The sequence below is a fragment of the Vibrio sp. genome (assembly GCF_048266485.1).
In the GTDB taxonomy this organism is placed as follows: domain Bacteria; phylum Pseudomonadota; class Gammaproteobacteria; order Enterobacterales; family Vibrionaceae; genus Vibrio.
Map to the genome: position 1 here is coordinate 86814 of NZ_JBLWZK010000002.1, position 20413 is coordinate 107226.

General features: G+C 40.8%; 15 protein-coding genes. 6 read left to right on the forward strand and 9 right to left on the reverse strand.

Annotated elements, in window-relative coordinates:
* The coding region (locus tag ACN0T8_RS05080; RefSeq protein ID WP_417879576.1) for a DUF2489 domain-containing protein at positions 1 to 183 on the forward strand (183 nt) is incomplete at its 5' end.
* 147 nt (positions 184 to 330) lie between these two features.
* Positions 331 to 1704 carry an oxygen-independent coproporphyrinogen III oxidase gene (gene hemN / locus ACN0T8_RS05085; protein ID WP_417879577.1) on the forward strand — a complete coding sequence of 458 codons (1374 nt, stop codon included), beginning with the start codon at positions 331 to 333 and terminating at the stop codon, positions 1702 to 1704.
* Between the two features lie 137 nt (positions 1705 to 1841).
* Here hemN and ACN0T8_RS05090 read toward each other — a convergent pair whose 3' ends face one another.
* The 5 genes from ACN0T8_RS05090 to glnA all read right to left on the reverse strand — a co-directional run bounded on the left by ACN0T8_RS05090 (position 1842) and on the right by glnA (position 9586).
* Positions 1842 to 4394, reverse strand: a complete 2553-nt coding sequence (locus tag ACN0T8_RS05090) for an EAL domain-containing protein (protein ID WP_417879578.1) — start codon at positions 4392 to 4394, stop codon at positions 1842 to 1844.
* Positions 4395 to 4595: 201 nt separating this feature from the next.
* Entirely contained in the window at positions 4596 to 6008 is a 1413-nt protein-coding gene (glnG, locus tag ACN0T8_RS05095) for a nitrogen regulation protein NR(I) (RefSeq protein ID WP_417879579.1), read from the reverse strand.
* Between the two features lie 56 nt (positions 6009 to 6064).
* Entirely contained in the window at positions 6065 to 7150 is a 1086-nt protein-coding gene (glnL, locus tag ACN0T8_RS05100) for a nitrogen regulation protein NR(II) (protein ID WP_417879580.1), read from the reverse strand.
* A 175-nt stretch (positions 7151 to 7325) separates the two neighbouring features.
* Positions 7326 to 8003, reverse strand: a complete 678-nt coding sequence (locus tag ACN0T8_RS05105) for a DUF4124 domain-containing protein (RefSeq protein ID WP_417879581.1) — start codon at positions 8001 to 8003, stop codon at positions 7326 to 7328.
* A gap of 173 nt (positions 8004 to 8176) precedes the next feature.
* Positions 8177 to 9586, reverse strand: coding sequence for a glutamate--ammonia ligase (glnA, locus tag ACN0T8_RS05110; RefSeq protein ID WP_417879582.1), 1410 nt, complete (start codon positions 9584 to 9586; stop codon positions 8177 to 8179).
* A gap of 624 nt (positions 9587 to 10210) precedes the next feature.
* Between glnA and typA the strand changes: the two genes are divergently transcribed.
* The 4 genes from typA to ACN0T8_RS05130 all read left to right on the forward strand — a co-directional run bounded on the left by typA (position 10211) and on the right by ACN0T8_RS05130 (position 14529).
* Complete coding sequence (gene typA / locus ACN0T8_RS05115; protein WP_417879583.1) at positions 10211 to 12040, forward strand: translational GTPase TypA; 1830 nt, start codon at positions 10211 to 10213, stop codon at positions 12038 to 12040.
* A 195-nt stretch (positions 12041 to 12235) separates the two neighbouring features.
* A complete protein-coding gene (locus ACN0T8_RS05120; RefSeq protein WP_417879584.1) occupies positions 12236 to 13111 on the forward strand; it encodes a virulence factor BrkB family protein in 876 nt (291 codons plus the stop codon).
* Complete coding sequence (gene dtd, locus ACN0T8_RS05125) at positions 13108 to 13545, forward strand: D-aminoacyl-tRNA deacylase (protein WP_417879585.1); 438 nt, start codon at positions 13108 to 13110, stop codon at positions 13543 to 13545. Before ACN0T8_RS05120 ends, dtd begins: the two co-directional genes overlap by 4 nt.
* A gap of 60 nt (positions 13546 to 13605) precedes the next feature.
* On the forward strand, positions 13606 to 14529 hold the full coding sequence (locus ACN0T8_RS05130) for a YiiD C-terminal domain-containing protein (RefSeq protein WP_417879586.1): 924 nt from the start codon (positions 13606 to 13608) through the stop codon (positions 14527 to 14529).
* A 95-nt stretch (positions 14530 to 14624) separates the two neighbouring features.
* On the opposite strand, the gene ACN0T8_RS05135 is transcribed toward ACN0T8_RS05130, so the two are convergent.
* From ACN0T8_RS05135 to hslR, 4 genes are all read right to left on the reverse strand, one after another.
* A complete protein-coding gene (locus tag ACN0T8_RS05135) occupies positions 14625 to 16631 on the reverse strand; it encodes an AsmA family protein (RefSeq protein ID WP_417879587.1) in 2007 nt (668 codons plus the stop codon).
* Between the two features lie 245 nt (positions 16632 to 16876).
* Positions 16877 to 18502: a phosphoenolpyruvate carboxykinase (ATP) gene (gene pckA, locus ACN0T8_RS05140; protein ID WP_417879588.1), complete on the reverse strand. Its 1626-nt coding sequence runs from the start codon at positions 18500 to 18502 to the stop codon at positions 16877 to 16879.
* A 280-nt stretch (positions 18503 to 18782) separates the two neighbouring features.
* Positions 18783 to 19649, reverse strand: a complete 867-nt coding sequence (gene hslO, locus ACN0T8_RS05145; protein ID WP_417879589.1) for an Hsp33 family molecular chaperone HslO — start codon at positions 19647 to 19649, stop codon at positions 18783 to 18785.
* Positions 19650 to 19673: 24 nt separating this feature from the next.
* Positions 19674 to 20063, reverse strand: coding sequence for a ribosome-associated heat shock protein Hsp15 (hslR, locus tag ACN0T8_RS05150; protein ID WP_417879590.1), 390 nt, complete (start codon positions 20061 to 20063; stop codon positions 19674 to 19676).
* Between the last annotated feature and the right edge of the window lie 350 nt (positions 20064 to 20413).

The window sequence follows — 20413 nt, forward strand, 5'->3', positions numbered from 1 at the left end:
GTCGTCAAAGATATGGCCCGCGGTGAAGAGAGACAAAAGCTCGCCAAACAAGATCGAATGAAGCAAAACTTAGCGCGTCAGAAAGCGGAAGTGCGTTTAACCGATCAAGTGATTGCTGAGTTGTCTGATCTTAAAGAGCGAATCGCACCGTTAAACAATCAAATTCCAATAAAAATGATGTAGAACAAACCAAGCTCGTTTTTAACCTTTGTAGGTATATCCATACTGGGTGAAAATTAGTATTGATAGCTTGTCGATATTGATAACTTAAAGCCTAGATGACTAGGGCACATTCAGTAAGTGTTGTTGAAATAATAAGTGGAAGTCATGATGTTAAAAGAACAAATCGTGTGGGATCAAGCAATGCTAGAGAAGTATAACTACTCTGGCCCTCGTTATACGTCCTACCCAACCGCGGTTGAGTTCCATGAAGCCTTCACCATCTCTGATCTTGATATGGCTTATGCCGACTATCCAGAGCGTCCACTTTCACTTTATATTCACATCCCATTTTGTCATAAGCTTTGTTACTACTGTGGCTGTAATAAAGTGATCACCCGTCATCAGCATAAAGCCGATGATTACTTACAAGTGTTAATTCAGGAAATCCGTGAGCGTGCTCCGCTGATTCAGCAGCGTCAGGTGAGTCAATTGCATTTTGGTGGCGGTACGCCAACCTTCCTAACCAAAATTCAAATGACGCGCATTATGACCGCTCTACGTGCCGAGTTTACCTTTACCGATGATGCTGAAATTAGTATTGAAGTCGACCCGCGTGAAATTGAGCTCGATATGCTTGATCATTTGCGGGCTGAAGGTTTCAACCGCTTGAGTATCGGTGTACAAGATTTTGATAAAGAAGTTCAGCAATTGGTGAACCGTGAGCAAGATGAAGACTTCATTGTTGCCATGGTCGCAAGAGCTAAAGAGTTGGGTTTCCGTTCTACCAACCTCGATTTAATCTACGGTTTACCAAAACAAACACTAGCGACCTTCTCAAATACGCTAGAAAAAGTGTTAGCCATGAAACCGGGCCGATTATCGATCTTTAACTATGCGCATATGCCACAGTTATTTGCCGCTCAAGCTAAGCTCAAAGAAGAACACATGCCGAGCGCTGAGCAAAAAATGGCAATTCTGCAATATACAATTAAAACCCTTACTGAGGCTGGTTATCAGTTTATTGGTATGGATCATTTTGCTCTACCAGACGATGAACTCGCGATTGCTCAACGAGCTGGTGTATTGCACCGTAATTTCCAAGGTTACACTACTCAAGGGGATTGTGATTTGATTGGCTTTGGTGTGTCATCGATTTCTATGGTTGGCAATAGTTATGCACAAAACCAAAAAGAGCTGAAAAAGTACTACGCTCAAGTTGATGAGCAACGCCATGCATTATGGCGTGGTGTGGTATTAGACCAAGATGATTTGATTCGTCGTGAAGTGATTAAGCAGCTGATTTGTAACTTTACCCTAGATAAAGTTGGGATCGAAAAAGAGTTTAACCTCAATTTTAATCAGTACTTTAACGAAGACTTAGTTTTGCTAAAAACGTTTGTTGATGACCAGTTAGTTGAAGTGACCGATTCGCATATTACAGTGACCTTACGTGGCCGTTTATTGATTCGTAATATTTGTATGTGCTTTGATACTTACCTACGAACTCGCGCTCGTCAGCAGCAGTTCTCACGTGTCATTTAATACTGGTCGTACTTGAAGCTGCGGCTTTGTTGACCGCAACTCAATGACTTTGAGTATGTATTAGTTGTAAAAATACCGCGACTTCATTTTGAAGTGACCCCCAATCGTTGTACAACCAACATTGGGGGGAATTTTGTTTATTTAAGCGGGAAGCTAGTGGCCCAATCTTTGAGTGGAGAAGGTCGGCCATAGTAGAAGCCTTGTACTTGCTCACATTTTAATTTAGCCAAGATGTTTGCTTGCTCCTCAGTTTCAATGCCTTCTGCAACCACTTCGACATTCATATCTCGTGTTAACGATAAGATCGCCGCAGCAATCGAGTTATGGCTATTTTCTTTCGTTAAGTCTTTGATGAAAGCTCGATCGATTTTCAAGCAATCAAATGGGATCGTCTGTAGATAAGTCAGTGAAGAGTAGCCAGTACCAAAGTCATCGATGGCAATACCGACACCCATTGAGCGAATGGTCTTAATATGTTCCAGTAGTAGTGGGTTATCATCAATTAAATTACTTTCCACGACTTCTAGGGTTAGGTTATTTGGAGATAGTCTGGTCTTTTCTAAGATATACCTTAATTCTGATATAAATTGCTCTGAAGCAAGCTGATCGACTGCGACATTGACATGAATATGGAAGTTTTCAGGCCAGCGACCAGCATCAATTTCATTTTGAGTATCTTGGCATGACTGCAATAAAATTTGATAACCAATTTGATGAATCAAGCCGGTTTCTTCTGCAATCGGAATAAACTTCATCGGTGAGATTAAGCCCCTGCTTTTTGATAACCAGCGAGCAAGGGCTTCAGCCCCAATAATCTTACCGCTTTCTAGGTCAATTAAGGGTTGATAGAAAGGCACAAATTCACGACTTTTTAAGCCCTCGCTGATTTGTAAGATCGTTTGGGTACGTTTTAATGAACTTTCTTCAATTTCAGATGAGTAAGTAATTTCTTTTAATTGGTGTTTCTTCGCATGTCTTAAAGCAATATTTGCTTGACGAAGGGATTGCTCTAAAGCGTTATGATTAATGTCACTCGCTCCAATGACCGGAGCCAATAAGATATTTTCTATGCCTAAGCGAATTGGTTTATCAAAAGTTCGAATAATCAAATTAATTAAATCTTGTTTGTAGCTTGATTCCATATTCAATGTAATCAATGCAAATTCACTACTGCCTACTCTTGCTTGGTAACTGTTAGTGGGTGCAATAGTTTTGATGGTCTCCGCAATTGTCTTAAGTAGTTGGTCACCACTATGGTAGCCCAAAGTATCGTTGATATTAGAATAGCTATCAAATCCGATAATGAATACAAACCCATTGAGTCTTTTGCGGTTTTTAACTGATTCAATTAATCCCTCACGACTATATAGCCCGGTTAAAGAGTCAAATGCGAGCTGTTTATGTAAGTCAGTAAATGCGACTTGTAAGTCGGTGGCCATTTCATTGAAAGACTTAACTAAGGTGTAAGTCTCAAAAGTATGACCAAAAACAGGCAATTGCGTATCCCATTCCTTTTTCGCTAACCTTTGCGCCGCTTTAGCGGTTTGTGTTATCGGTGAAGTGACTCTGGTTAAGAAGATAAAGCCTATGAAACATAACAAGGTAGTACTACCGATAATTGTCCAGTTCATCATGTGTTGTTGGCTAGACATTTTACTTAGTACTTCTGATTCCGGAATTGAAATCGCAATATGCCAGTTCAGGCCGTATTGGTCGTTAAATGGTATGACATAACCAAAGTGTTTTTTGTTATCGAGTGCAAATTCAAACAGTTGCTCATCATCAACCGATTGCGACAAATAAGCTTTTGATGTGGCTTTGATTACTGGATCGGTACTGGCATATATCGTACGACGGCCATCTGCAATTGAAAGTAGATTGTGGTTTTTTGATTTAAGGGAATCTTTACTAATAATACTTAATTCGTCTGAAGAGCCCGATTGTGCCACTAAGCGTTGGTTAGCATCAAAAATAAATATTGAACGATTATGCTGATTTTTTTGTTCGGTAAGTAATTGATTAAAAGTGGATATTTTAATATCGACGGAGATTACGCCATATAATTGGTCTTTATCAATGATGGGAGTAAGAGCCGAAAGGGTAATCTCTTTTTTCTCATCTTTATTGATATAAGGTTCAGACCACATTTGTTTACGGGAAAAAGCGACAGGCGCATACCAAGGACGTGAATACATATTGTAATTTTTGATTCGATATAACTCTTTGGCATTTCTTTTGTCACCATCAAAAACCACAAGATCATTATTGGTCGACTCATCTTTTAATAATAAGGATAAAGATTGATCGTCTTCTTTACGAAAGCCGTAATAATAACCGGTTTTATTCACTCCAATACTTAATGTATCAATCTGAGGGAGCCGATTTTTAATATTTTCATAGATATCAAATATAAAGAGTGCTTTATTTTCCGAAGTACTCGCTGGTTCTTGAAAATGATGGATAACGGACTGGCTTAATGTGGAGCTGATAATAAAAGAAGGGTAGAGATAATTACCTAAGTTGGTTTTTACCGTCTGCGCTAGTGTTGTTAGCTCTTTTTTACTAATGTCTTCTAAAGTATTTTGGTAGCTAATTGATTGAATAACAAAAATTATCACACTCATCGTGAACAAAATGAGAGTCAAAGGTAAAATAATAGCTGTGCGTAATGATAAGCGTGGTGATTTCATACCAATCAATGTTTATAGAGGATGAATTATGAGTATAAATCAAAGTCTGTAACTTAGTCTGTGTTTTTTATAATAATAGCGTAATTATGCTGCTTTCATCATTTTGTAAAGATAGTTATTCAGTTATTATTTTGGTGGTTGATGAGTTGTTTGTTTTTTATAACACATCAACCACTCGATTATTAAGAGTGTTTATTGAGCTTAATCTACATTGAGCTCTTTTAATTTTCGGGTCAAAGTATTGCGTCCCCAACCTAATAATTTTGCGGCATCTTGCTTATGGCCATTAGTATGGGTTAACGCAGTTTGTAGTAAAATACGCTCAAACTCTGGTTGAGCAATATTCAACAGTTCTGATTCTCCGGCTGATAACGCTGAACGAGCCCAACTTTCTAATTGTTGTTGCCACGATCCGGCGCTGTCTTCTTGATCGGTTGGGCGCTTTTCATTGATGAGTTCAGAGGGGAGGTCGTTAGGAAGCACTTCGCTACCACTTGCCATCACAGTTAACCAACGACAGATGTTTTCCAATTGACGAACATTACCAGGCCAAGGGAGTCGGTTTAAGGTTTCAACCGTGCTTGGGTGAAGTGTTTTCATATCCACACCTAGTTCATCGGCAGCTCGACCTAAAAAGTGCGAAGCTAACTTTTCGATATCTTGACGGCGTTCACGCAATGCTGGAATCTGCACACGAATAACATTTAAGCGATGGAATAAATCTTCACGAAAATCGCCTTGATTGACTAGCTTTTCTAGGTTTTGGTGCGTCGCCGCGATAATCCGTACATCGACACTAACCGGGGCGTGACCACCGACTCGATAAAACTGTCCATCGGCCAACACCCTTAATAGGCGTGTTTGAATATCCAATGGCATATCACCAATTTCATCTAAGAATAAAGTACCTCCATTGGCTTGTTCAAAGCGGCCTTGTCTAACGCTATTAGCGCCGGTAAATGCGCCTTTCTCATGACCAAACAGTTCTGATTCAATCAAATCTTTAGGAATTGCCGCCATGTTTAAAGCAATAAACGGATTTTTTGATCGTGGACTGTGACGATGTAGAGCATGAGCAACCAGCTCTTTACCCGTTCCTGATTCACCGTTGATTAATACTGAAATAGAAGAACGAGATAAGCGTCCAATCGCACGAAAGACTTCTTGCATGGCCGGCGCTTCACCGAGAATTTCTGGTGTGACGGTTTTGAGATTTTCGGTTCCGTTAGTAGCATGCTTTTGTTCATAGCTATGAGTAATGGCACGCTCAACTAAGGTAAGGGTTTCATCGATATCAAATGGCTTAGGTAGATATTCAAAAGCTCCGGTTTGATAAGCATTCACCGCGGCATCTAAATCTGAGTGGGCGGTCATAATAATAACGGGTAAATCAGGGTGACTGGTTTGTACTTGTTTTAGTAGTGCTAAGCCATCCATACCCGACATACGAATATCGGAAATTAATACATCAGGCGTTTCACGCTCTAATGCCAAAAGGACACTTTCCGCATCCGCGAATGTTTCACACTGGATATTGGCGGATGATAATGTTTTTTCTAGTACCCAACGGATTGAGCTGTCGTCATCAACGACCCATACAAATCCTTTACTCATATCCTAATTCCTTGCGCAAGTTCGATAAATTAAACAACATCTGACATTTCCGATTTTTAAACCGTTTGGATTGGTAAATAAATGGTAAATACGGTATGCCCAGGCCAACTTTCAACATCAATTTTTCCGTTGTGTTGGTCGATAATATTTTGTGAGATGGATAACCCGAGCCCAGTGCCGCCTTCTCGCCCACTGACCATGGGGTAAAACAAGGTATCTTGGAGTTCACTTGGAATGCCGGGACCGTTATCCATAATTTCAATCCGAGCCACCAATTTATGGCGTTGTCCATGAATGTTGGCTTGGTAAACGGTACGAGTTTTTATGGTAATCGTGCCGTCGGGTTGCGACGCTAAAATTTGTGCTGCGTTACTGGTAATGTTTAACAAGGCTTGTTCGACCTGATCGGCATCCATCATAATATGTGGCATGCTTGGATCGTAATCACGCTCAATAAGCACTTGGTTACTAAATTCGAGTTCGACCAGTTGACGAGCTTTTTCTATTACTTCATGTAAATTGACGGGTGCTCTTTTTCCCGGTTTTTGCGGGCCAAGTAGACGATCGACTAAAGCTCGGAGGCGGTCAGCTTGTTCTATAATGATTTGGGTGTATTCGTTTAAATTAGGGTCGGGCAACATGCGACCTAATAATTGCGCGGCGCCTCTTAGTCCACCAAGTGGGTTTTTAATTTCGTGCGCTAAACCGCGAACTAACAGTTTGGCTGCTTGTTGTTGTGCGTGCTGGTTGAGCTCCTGACTTAAGCGACGCTGTGAATCGATTTTTCGGATTTCAACCAGTAGCATTAGTGTTAGCTTGTCATTGGATTTTACTGAAACGGGGCTAGCAGTGACTTCAAGTAGTATAGGCTTACCATTGATCACGAAGGTCACGTCACTATCGGTAATACTCTGGCCACTTTGTAATGGTTGGGTAAATAATGCTAAATCCATCGAGGCATGTTGTATTAATTGGGATAAGGCGGTGTTAAGGAGTCGCTTAGCGCTTTGAGAAAATAATTGCTCGGTGGCAGGGTTGGCATAATGAATCGTCAATTTTTCATCGAGTAATAAAGTTGCCGTTACCATATTGCCTAGAATCGTGGTAACTAGCTCATCACTTTGAATTATTTGCTTGTTCATTATGCTTACATCCATCATGTTGCACTAAAAAGGTGCACCTGAAAGTTTCAGTATGGAGCATGATAAAAGTGAGCACAAACAAAAATATGGTTTTTAATTTTTGTTTTTAACTAGTTAGTTAAGTTGATGACTATTATAACTAGGGTTAACGACTTATGCTTTGCAGATCATACTTCTACTTCACAGTTGTTCTATGTAGGTGCACTGTGATTGTATTGGATGATGCAATAACCTTGCCGCTTTCGACAATATTTACCGAAAATGTATGTGAACCTCGGTCTATATTTTTTAATTCCCACAAAGATGGCGTTTGTGGCGCACCATAAGGTTGCGTATCCATCATTAATTGCAATGATTGACCAATTCCTAACTTCTTACTGAGCTCAACTTGCACCGTAATAAAGCCTCGGTTACTACGAATCGTTTGATCGTCTTGTAGGCTAATAATCTTTAAAGCAATTTTTTTATCGGACTCTGATGATTGCTTCTTAGTATTGGCTTTGTCTTTAGATAATTCGTCATTTTCTTCAGGTTTAGTAGCATTCGTCAAGTTTTGAGTTTCAGGTGTATGTTGAGTTGCTGGTGAATTTGGGGCCTCCGTCGAGTCAAGCGAATTGGTGGCAGAGTTTTGTGCTTGAGCTACTTGAGTGCTGTCACTGTATTGAGGCTCTGGAGCGGGTGCTTTTATATCCGGCAGAGAAAGCACTTCTTTTCTATTGGCTTTTTCTGGCGGTGGGTTATCACTAAAGTGTGTTACCCCGTTACTATCAGTCCATTTGTAAACTTGCCCTGCTAGAGCTACTTGACTCATGATTAGGCTAAATAACAATGCTGGTATGTGGATCCGTTTCATAATGGGCACCGTGATCGTCGTGTTGATGGTAGCTTATCGTTTACTGCTTATGAATAGCTTAATTGATGGTTGTGTGACCACAATAAAAAAAAGGCTCACCTGAGAGGCGAGCCTAAAATTTTCATTGGGTTTACACCGTTACAGAGTAAATCTGATCAGGTGAACCAGTTTGATTATACGGAGTAGTACAATTCAAACTCTAATGGGTGCGTTGCCATATTAATACGCTCAACATCTTTTGATTTCAGATCAATATAAGAATCGATGAAGTCATCAGAGAATACGCCACCAGAAGTTAAGAATTCACGGTCTTCGTCGAGTGCTTTTAGAGCGATTTCTAGAGATTCCGCTACTTTCGGGATCTCTGCTGCTTCTTCTGCTGGTAGGTCGTACAAGTCTTTATCCATAGCGTCACCAGGGTGGATCTTGTTCTTAATACCGTCAAGGCCAGCCATTAGCAATGCCGCAAACGCTAGGTATGGGTTCGCTGCTGGATCTGGGAAGCGAGCTTCAATACGACGCGCTTTCGGGCTTGGTACGACAGGTATACGAATTGACGCAGAACGGTTACGTGCAGAGTATGCAAGCATAACTGGTGCTTCGAATCCTGGTACTAGACGTTTGTATGAGTTAGTCGATGGGTTAGCAAAGGCGTTGATTGCACGTGCGTGCTTGATGATACCACCGATGTAGTAAAGCGCCATTTCAGAAAGACCGCCGTACTTGTCACCAGAGAATAGGTTAACACCATCTTTCGCAAGCGACATGTGAACGTGCATACCTGAACCGTTATCACCAACAAGTGGTTTTGGCATAAAGGTTGCTGTTTTACCGTAAGCATGCGCTACGTTATGCACGACATATTTATAGATTTGAATCTCATCAGCTTTTTCAGTTAGCGTGTTGAAACGACAAGCGATTTCGTTTTGACCCGCAGTAGCTACTTCATGGTGATGTGCTTCAACAACAAGTCCCATTTCTTCCATGATAAGGCACATAGCAGAACGAATATCTTGAGAAGAATCCACTGGTGCGGCTGGGAAGTAACCGCCTTTCACACCTGGGCGGTGACCTTTGTTACCACCTTCGTATTCAGTGCCTGAGTTCCAGCTTGCTTCGACATCATCAATCTTAAAGAAAGAACCTGAGATGTTATTTTCGAATCGAACATCATCAAACAAGAAAAACTCGGGTTCTGGACCAACAAGCACAGTGTCAGCAAAGCCGGCAGCGCGCATGTAATCTTCAGCACGTTTTGCAATTGAACGTGGATCACGGTCGTAGCCTTGCATTGTCGCAGGTTCAAGAATATCACAACGGATATTTAGTGTTGCGTCTTCTGTAAATGGGTCAAGAACTGCGCTTGATGCGTCTGGCATCATGACCATGTCTGATTCGTTGATGCCTTTCCAGCCTGCAACTGAAGAACCATCAAACATTTTACCGTCTTCAAAGAAGTCAGCATCTACTTGGTGAGCAGGGATTGAAATGTGTTGTTCTTTACCTTTGGTATCGGTAAAGCGTAAATCAACAAATTTAACTTCGTTTTCTGTGATCAGAGAGAGTACATTTTCTACTGACATCTTGGATAACCTCCGGTGTTATTAATACTGTTTGAACGATAAAAGTGATTCAGTGAATGAATCCAGCTTTCAGCGATCTTGATTCTATAAAAAGTAATCAACGATGCTTTGAATAAAGCTAAAATCGTGCCAAAAAAATAAATCCTTTAAAAACATAAAGATAAGATTATTTATGCCAATGGAGTGCATTCGGTTGCACTGTTTTGGGTTTTGATTGCATTATATTGGTGCACTATGCGCCATGGTGATGCAAGCGGTTAAATAACTTGTCCTATTCAGCCGAGAATTGATCGGTTTGTCAATGTAAAAACTAAGGGAAAGATGCAACATGGTGTGTAGAATGTATTATTTCTATCTTTTTATTCACCTTTTAAAGGGTAGAGAGAGATAATTTATCTATCTCATTGACTCGATTGGCTATTTTTTACATTTAACCAAAGGTGAATTGACGATTAAGCGAAAAACCTCAAGGTGGTTTACACTAAAATGGTCATTTACGGGTAATATTTGGCCGCTAATGTGACATATTCCTAGGTTTTTTCGGAAAATCTGGTACATTTACGACCGTTTTTTTAATCAAGTTCGCCCAATGTTTGGGTGTCTTTTATAAGTGAATCGAATTCCATGACTACTCCACAGATTGATAAGTTAAGAAATATCGCGATTATCGCGCACGTTGACCACGGTAAAACGACTTTGGTTGATAAGCTTTTACAGCAATCGGGTACACTTGAATCTCGTGGTGAAGCTGAAGAGCGCGTCATGGATTCAAATGACATCGAAAAAGAACGTGGTATTACCATTCTTGCGAAAAACACCGCAATTAATTGGAATGACTTCCGCATCAACATCGTAGATACCCCAGGACACGCCGATTTCGGTGGTGAAGTTGAGCGTATCATGTCAATGGTTGATTCAGTATTGCTTATCGTTGATGCAGTTGACGGCCCAATGCCTCAAACGCGTTTCGTCACCCAAAAAGCATTCGCACACGGCTTGAAGCCAATTGTTGTTATTAACAAAATCGACCGCCCAGGTGCTCGTCCTGATTGGGTTATGGATCAAGTATTCGACCTATTCGATAACCTAGGTGCAACCGATGAGCAACTAGACTTCCAAGTGGTTTACGCTTCAGCATTAAACGGTTGGGCAACTTTGGAAGAAGGTGAAATTGGCGAAGACATGGAACCACTATTCCAAGCAATCGTTGATAATGTTGAATGTCCAAACGTTGATATCGATGGTTCACTGCAAATGCAGGTGTCTCAACTTGATTACAACTCTTACGTTGGTGTCATTGGCGTATGTCGTGTTACTCGTGGTAGCGTGAAACCAAACCAACAAGTCACCATCGTTGGTGCTGATGGTAAGAAACGTAACGGTAAAGTGGGTACGGTTCTAGGTTACCTAGGCCTTGAGCGTCACGAAGTGGAACAAGCTAACGCTGGTGACATTATTGCAATTACTGGTCTTGGTGAGCTTAAAATCTCTGACACCATTTGTGATGTAAACAATGTTGAGCCAATGACTCCATTATCGGTTGATGAACCAACAGTAACAATGACGTTCCAAGTAAACACTTCTCCGTTCGCGGGTAAAGAAGGTAAGTTTGTGACTTCACGTAATATCCTTGAGCGTCTAGAAAAAGAATTAGTGCACAACGTAGCATTACGCGTTGAGCAAACAGACGATCCAGATAAATTCAAAGTATCAGGTCGTGGTGAACTTCACCTTTCAATTCTGATCGAGAACATGCGTCGTGAAGGCTTCGAGCTTGCAGTATCACGTCCAGAAGTTATCGAAAAAGAAATTGATGGCAAACTAATGGAACCGTTTGAAAAAGTGACTATCGATGTGCTTGAAGAGCACCAAGGTGGCATCATGGAAAATATCGGTATCCGTAAAGGTGAATTGACTGATATGGCACCAGATGGTAAAGGCCGTGTTCGCATGGACTTCTACATGCCTTCTCGTGGCTTGATTGGTTTCCAAACTGAATTCCTAACACTGACTTCAGGTTCAGGTCTTCTTTACCATACGTTTGAGCGTTATGACGACCATAAAGGTGGCGTAATCGGTCAACGTAGCAATGGTGTATTAATTTCTAATGCAACAGGTAAAGCACTAACGTACGCCTTGTTTAACTTACAGGATCGTGGCCGTTTATTTGCAGAGCATGCTGATGAAGTTTACGAAGGTCAAGTTATCGGTATTCATAACCGTAACAACGACTTAACAGTTAACTGTCTGAAAGGTAAGCAACTAACTAACGTACGTGCATCTGGTACTGATGAAGCTCAAACGCTTTCTCCAGCTATCAAATTTACTTTAGAGCAAGCTTTAGAGTTCATTGATGATGATGAGCTCGTAGAAGTAACACCAGAAAGCATCCGTATCCGTAAGCGTCATTTGACTGAAAATGATCGTAAACGTGCAGGTCGATCTCCTAAGTAAGCCACGACAGCTTAAGCGTTTATACCTAATTAAAGCCGATGCTATCAATGCATCGGCTTTTTTATTATCCTAGAGGCGGCCATATAAAGTCAGTTATGAGCTTAAATTATCTTAAGATTATAGGCTGGTATTCGATTAAAAGTATTTCATTTTGTTAAAGTGACCATCTTAGTTAATATCATTAAGGACGCGATGATGGACAAAAAAATCAATGTATATATCCATTATTTGGTGTACTTAAAGGATCGTATCGTTCGTGACCGTTTAACTGTGAATGCTGGATATATGGCTTATATCTCATTGCTATCACTGGTGCCACTGGTAACGGTACTGGTTACAATTCTATCTCAATTTCCCGTTTTTCATGGTATTACTGAACAAATCCAAGAGTTCGTGTTTCTTAACTTTATGCCAGCTGCTGGCGATGCGGTAAAAAATGCCCTCAATACTTTTATATCCAATACTTCTAGTATGACGGCAATAGGTGGTTTTTTCGTATTCGTTACCGCTATGATGTTGATTTCTAATATTGATAAGAATCTTAATTTTATTTGGCGGGTTAAACGTAAACGCCGCTTAGTTTATTCATTTTCTATGTATTGGATGGTACTAACTTTAGGACCTTTGTTTATGGGAGCTAGCTTGGCGCTCAGTTCTTATATCACTTCGGAACGATACCTTAGCCAAGAAGTGGTCAGTGGTATTTACCGAATTTTGCCGATGATTTTATCGATGTCGACTTTTGTCGGCTTGTATATGCTGGTACCGAATATTAAAGTGAAATTCCTTAACGCTTGCACAGGTGCTCTCGTTGCCGGATTACTTTTTGAGTTATCGAAAAAAGGTTTTGCAATGTACATCACCGCATTTCCATCCTATCAGTTAATTTATGGCGCATTGGCAGCAATACCAATTTTATTTGTTTGGGTATATTTGTGTTGGTTTATCGTGTTAGTCGGTGCGGAAGTGACCGCAAGTCTTGGTGAACGAGAAGATTGGTATGATGAAGGGCCCTACCATCCATTACAAAAGTTAAAAGAAAAATTTACTCATAAAAGGAATGATGTGTGATTGCTTTGATTCAAAGGGTCAGTGAAGCCAGTGTTAAGGTTGATGGCGAGATTGTCGGTAGTATTAATCAAGGCTTATTAGTGCTACTTGGGGTAGAAAAAGGCGATGATGAAGCAAAGACTAAACGCTTGAGCGAACGAGTATTAGGTTATCGAATTTTTGAAGATGACCAAGGTAAAATGAACCTCAATGTGAAGCAAGCAGGTGGTGAAGTCTTAGTTGTATCGCAATTTACTTTACCTGCGGATACGCAAAAAGGCATGCGTCCGAGCTTTTCTAAAGGGGCTGATCCACAAGAAGCGGAAAGGTTATATCACTATTTCTCACAGTGCTGTCAGCAAGCGGATGTTCATACTGAAAACGGTCAATTTGCGGCGGATATGAAAGTGGCGCTGATCAACGATGGCCCGGTAACTTTCTGGCTACAAGTATAAAGTATTACCGAACTCAATAGATTGAATGTGGATTAACCAATTAAATAGTAAGGGACTTACATGTTTAAGTTAGTGACGCCAAGAAACGAATCTGACTTGCAAAAATATTATCACTTCCGTTGGCAAATGCTGCGAGAACCATTTCATCAACCACAAGGTTCTGAACGTGATGAATATGATGAAATGAGTGCCCATCGTATGATTGTTGATGGAAAAGGCCGTATCATGGCAGTAGGCCGTATGTATTTAACGCCAAATAGCGAAGGCCAAATACGTTATATGGCAGTGCACCCTCATCATCGAAGTAAAGGGCTAGGTTCATTGATTCTGGTGGCGTTAGAGTCGTATGCGATGCAAGAAGGTGCTAAGCGCCTGGTGTGTAACTCACGTGAAGATGCGATTAATTTTTACGCTAAAAATGGCTTTGAAAGCCAAGGTGAACTCAGTGATGAAAGAGGCCCGACTCGTCATCAGCAAATGTTGAAGCGTTTAAAAGCAAGTGCCAATGTTTCACGCCGTCCAGATTGGTGTGATGAATTACAAAAGCGCTGGCGACAAGAGATTCCAATTTGTGCGGCGATGGGTATACACATTAGCCAATATACGGGTTATCAATTTGAATGTTCAGCGCCACTTAACCCAAACATCAACCCGCATGAAACCATGTTTGCCGGTTCATTATTTACTTTAACCACATTAACAGGCTGGGGAATGGCTTGGTTATTAATGCGTGAAAAAGGTTTAGAAGCGGATATTATCTTAGCCGATAGCCAAGTGCGTTTTCGTGCCCCGGTGACACAAAGTCCAGTTGCGGTAACCTCTTTAGATGGTATTAGTGGTGACTTAGATCGTTTGGTCAGTGGACGCCGTGCTAGGGTGATCGTGAAGGTGACCGTTTATAGTGGTGATGTGGCAGCAGTGGAATTTACTGGTACTTATATGTTGATGACTGATTTTTTAGGCGAAGCGCCGTTGGTTAAGTAATAGTTTTAATTAAAAAGGACATACAATAAAGACGGTGATAGTTGATACTATCACCGTCTTTTTATTTGGCTTTGAGTTGCTTGTGTCCCGTCGGCTTAGTGGCAGTTATTTTCCACTAACACTGAGTCTTTATGACTGAGTAAATCAAACACTAACGCTTGGCATTCACCTTGTAAGCGATATTTCAGATTGCCTTTTTCTGGGAATAAAAAGTCGTACTCGCCACCTAGCTGGGCAGAGAAATCTTTGCCTTCGATCTTAAATGGTTTAAGTGATAAACGGCCTCGGTCAGCCATTAAATGTATGTCACTGATAATAACTGACTGGACCTTCTTGTCCTTCTGTTTCACTGGTTTAGCTTGTGCCGTTTTATCTTCTGCAGTAGTCGTTGAATTTTGTGGTGGCGTTAATGGTGGCAATTCAACACCTTGATTACGAAGCCATAAGGTTTGGAAGTCATCATCGCTAGTGGCACGGGTAACACTTGCGTTAAGCTGTCCGGTGACACTATGGTTGAAGATTAACTGATCGCCATATAAGCCTTCACCTTTTACCGTGAAATCAGTAATACCATCGAGATGCAATGGTAAATCAAACCAACGAGAGAAAAAGCGCAGCGGGATCCCTGAGGCTTCAAGTGCAAGCTTCCAAGGCTGACTGGTTTGGCTAAATGCCATCTCACCAGAGCCTTTGACTAGGCCATTTTCTAATGGGATAAATAGCTTATTCAGCCAAAAGTGACCTTTTTCACTGCGCATACTGACCAGTAGGTTTTTACTATTAACACTATCGTAGCTAGCCCGATTGGCACTAATGCTTAACTCACCTTGCCATAAACCCCAATCGCCTTGTTTTTTAATTTCAAGATTATCACCGTCAATGCTGAGTCCGGTTGCTTGCTTGGCTGGGGAAGTGGTGAGATCGATAAATTGCACATTGTTAATGGTAAGCATCTTGGCTTTAAGAGACTGTAAGTTGGACAAGTAATCTAGTGCCAACTGTTTAGATTCCGCGGTTGAAATCCATTTCATATTATTAATATTGAATTGTGACAAGTCTAAACCGGTTGGGGTGGCTTGACCTTGAATGTGCAGATTACCTTGCAGCATCTCTAATGAAATATCGTGGATGTTGGCGATATTAGGGTGCAAGTTAATATCTAAAGCCGGTGAATGAATCGCCTGACCAAAAGCGCTCATGGTATCGGCGGTAGCAAAGATAGAGGCATTTTGCTGATGCCAAAAATTAAATGGCAAGTTAAGTTGTTCAGCGGTTAGCTTAATATTATTAACTGAAAAATTAGGCACTTCGATACTGGAGTTGCTGATTTCAAGATCATCGATTGTCATTGCTTGTTGATTAAACCAATCGATACTTTGCTGACTAATATTATTGAGGTTATTTTGTTGTAAGCGTAATCCACTAATTGTCACGCGAGGGAGTTGCCAGATTTTTTGTGATTGCTTTTTGGTGGCTTGGGCAGAAAATTGACCTTTGCGCCACTGGAAACGAATATCGTAAAAGGTTGAATGTTCTGGCGTGATATCACCATCAAGAAATAAGTTATTAATGGCTTCACCTTGCCAATAGAGCTGTCCGGCGGAGAGTTGAATCTCACCATAAAAAGGCAGTAGTCTATCATCACGTTTTTCAGGGGATTTAATCTGGATATTAACGTCACGTCCTACCCAGTCGTTATCCGCGAAGTCGACGTTGGCTATTGATAATTTATTTAACTGGATATAATCCGGAAAATCTAGGTTAGGCCATCCCGCTTGTAGAGTAATGCCATCAACCACCACACTATCAATTTGTAGTCGGTTATTTCGCCAAGCATGTTTTGCCAGCCAAATATCTATTTTATCAACGAGGATGGATTCCTCATTACCATTCTTGATCAACACACCGTCAAGTTGTAAGTGCTTAGGTTCTTGGTATGAATAGTTAACCTCACGAACTTGGATATTATCTTGGTAAGCATATTCAAGAACCGTATTGACTACCTGAGCGGCATATTTAGTGTGTAAGGCTGCGTAAGAAGCGGAAAGAGCAACAATCATTAATGAAATCAAGCCAACAATAATGGCTAGTAGTTTTCTCATGTAACGTCCTGTGTGTTCATCTCCCCATTAACGAGGCGGTTAGAGCTATGAAGTATAAGCAGTTATTCGTTTAGGTACAATTATTCCTGCTTAGATTGGGTGCTTCCTCCGTACTTAAAGTTGCTGTTTTGTTTAGCTATTCGCTCTTCTTATTATCACTCCAATTACTTTGGGTCTACAACCCATAATAAAAAACGAGAAACCGTTAAGTTTCTCGTTTCAGTTAAGTCGCTTTAGGCATAAAACTACAGTTGAGGGCCAGCCTTAACTAAGGATTTACCTTCATCGTTGTCAGTATATTGATCAAAGTTTTTTATGAAAAGTTGCGCCAGTTCATCGGCTTTAAGCTGCCATTGCTCTGCCGTTACATAAGTATCTCTCGGATCGAGAATTTGACTATCAACGTTAGGTAGTTCAGTTGGTACTTCTAGGTTAAAGGTTGGAATAACTTTAGTTGGTGCGTGATCGATAGAGCCATCTAAAATCGCGTCAATAATGCCACGAGTATCTTGAATGGAGATACGTTTACCACTGCCATTCCAACCGGTATTCACCAAATAAGCTTCTGCGCCAGCGGCTTCCATACGTTTTACTAATACTTCTGCGTATTGTGTTGGGTGTAAGGTTAAAAATGCTGCGCCAAAGGCGGCGGAGAAGGTTGGTGTAGGTTCGGTGATCCCACGCTCTGTACCGGCTAGTTTTGCAGTAAAGCCAGATAAGAAGTGATACTTAGTTTGCTCGGGCGTCAGTTTTGAAACCGGAGGCAATACTCCAAAGGCATCAGCAGTTAAGAAAATCACTTTCTGTGCATGACCAGCTTTAGATACGGGCTTAACAATATTCTCAATGTGATAAATCGGGTAAGAAACACGGGTATTTTCAGTTTTTGAGTTATCGTTAAAATCGATAATGCCATCGTCTGAAACCGTTACATTTTCTAGTAACGCATCACGGCGAATGGCGTTATAAATATCCGGTTCAGCCTCTTTCGATAATTTGATTGTTTTGGCGTAACAACCGCCTTCAAAGTTAAATACCCCGTCATCATCCCAGCCATGTTCGTCATCGCCAATTAACTGACGTTTTGGGTCAGTAGATAGGGTGGTTTTGCCAGTGCCTGACAGACCAAAGAAAATCGCCACATCACCATCTTCACCTACGTTGGCAGAGCAGTGCATTGACGCCATGCCTTTAAGCGGTAGTAGGTAGTTCATCATGGCGAACATACCTTTTTTCATTTCACCGCCATACCAAGTGCCTCCGATGATTTGAATGCGTTCGGTTAAGTTAAAGGCGACAAAATTTTCGGAGTTTAATCCCTGAGCTTGCCAGTTAGGGTTGGTGGTCTTGGCACCATTCATGACGATGAAATCAGGCTCAAATTCTTGCAGTTCTTGCTCGGTTGGGCGAATAAACATATTTTTTACGAAATGAGCTTGCCATGCAACTTCTGTGATCACGCGAACTTTTAATCGTGACTCAGGATTGGCACCACAGAAGCAGTCGATCACAAAAATACGTTTACCTGACAGTTGAGTCGTGACTAACGACTTTAAATCAGACCAGACTTCAGGCGTGATTGGTTTGTTGTCGTTTTTACCTTGATCAGACCACCACAAGGTATCTTTAGTTGTGTCATCTTTTACGATGTACTTATCTTTGGGGGATCGACCTGTAAAAATACCGGTATCGACTGAAATCGCGCCAAGTTCAGTAACAATACCTTTTTCATAGCCGCTTAAATTTTCTTGAGTTTCTTCAACGAACAGTTGTTCATAACTAGGGTTACGAATGATGTCGGTTGTGTCAGTAATGCCGTAAGTTGTGAGATCCAATTGGGCAACAGTAGTGCTCTTTTCTATAACGGTCATAGGTGCTCCTTAATAGGAAATTTGTAGGGAATATTATAATGTTAGGTAATGAACACATTATAACCACTTTCTATGTGTGGTTTATTTGAGCTCTGTTGTGATTTTAGCAAATATCAGAGTACAAAAAGGTGGAGTCAAGAACACTATGATTATTATCTTGAATAAAATAAGTGCTTAAAGGTGAGACTAAATATGGAATTAAAAGCTGATTTTAGAGGAAAAAAAAGCCGAACTGAGTCGGCTTATTTAGTGTCACGTATAACTTATTGTATACAATGAATTAATGCAGGTTTTTTTTCGCGGCTGTTAATATTTGATCAACTTGTGCTGCATCGAAAGAATAAGTGCTGCCACAGTAGTCACAATGCAGAGCCACTTCACCTTCTGTTTTTAAGATGTCATCCAATTCTTCCTTGGCAACGGTTGCAATCGCTCCTGCGCTACGCTCACGCGAACAACCACAGAAAAATTTGACCGGTTGTGCTTCAAATAACTGTACTTTTTCTTGGTTATACAAGCGGTAAAGCACGTCATTGGCTTCTAGTGAGAACAATTCTTCATTCTTAATGGTTTCGGTCAGCTTTTCTAAGTGTTCAAAATCATCAGCAGAGCCGGTACCGTCAGGCATGATTTGCAATAACATACCAGCGGCATGGGCTTGGCCGTCATGTTCACCCGTGCGGAACCATAAACGTGTTTTTAGCTGCTCTGAACGCTCAAAATAGCTTTCTAGTACTTTTGAAAGCGTATCGCCTTCTAAACCCACTACACCTTGATAGCGTTCACCTTTATCGGGAGAAATCGTGATCACTAAATGCCCTTTGCCAATCATTTGGTGTAGGCCTGCATCGTCAGAAATTTGACCTTCCCAGCGTGCAACACCACGCATTTTTTGGTCATGATCGCCATTAATGACTACTAAAGAAACTGGGCCATCACCTTGCAGTTGTAAAGTAATAGAGCCTTCAAACTTTAAAGTTGCGGTGAGTAGGCTTGTTGCTACCAGTAGTTCACCCAATAAGTTTTGTAACGGCTGTGGGTAATCCTTGTTGGCAATGATTTGTTGGTAAGCGGTATCAAGTTGCACTAATTCACCACGAACAGACAAATCTTCGAATAAATAGCGATGTAAAAGGTTATTTGCCATTAGTTGGAAACTCCTAGCCTGGGCTTATTGTTGTTTAAATTTAATGAGGTTACGTCGTTGTTTTTTATCAGGACGTCGTTCTGGGCTTGGGCTATACAGTGCGTTCAGTTTATGTTTTTGAGCATTTTCTTCACGCTTGGCAATACTGTCTTGCGTTTCTGTATATAAGGTTTGTGCTTCAGGCGCTCCGCGACGTTGATCGGAAATTTTTTCGATGATCACAGTCTTTTCTTCATTACCTTGACGTAAGCGGATAGAAGCACCGAGCTCAACAATTTTGCTTGGTTTACTACGTTGGTCATTATAGTGAACTTTGCCACCTTCAACCATACTTCTGGCAATGGAACGTGTTTTGTAAAAACGGGCGGCCCATAGCCATTTATCTAAACGGACTGATAAAGTTTGTGAACTCATTCTGAGATATGGCCTCGAAGGGTTAACAGTAAAGAGAGTAAAAGTTATACCTTGTTAATTACTCATAATATGACTCAAATGGAGGTGGTTTTTGGTATTTTCAAGGCATAATTCGAAAGATGTAAGAATTTGGGGATATAATTTTCGATTCCGTTGTCTGCATTGGTTCAGTGAATGTAAAACTATCAGAATTGTTAGCTTAATGAATGATTCTGCATTTAGCATCGCTAAATTGAACAGAGATAGAATAACAATGATTATGTCCTATTTTCCTTGCCGAAAGCTTGTTTTATTCTTGCTGAAGCTCACATCTTGATGTTACTTGGGTATAAAGACATGATCGAATGAAT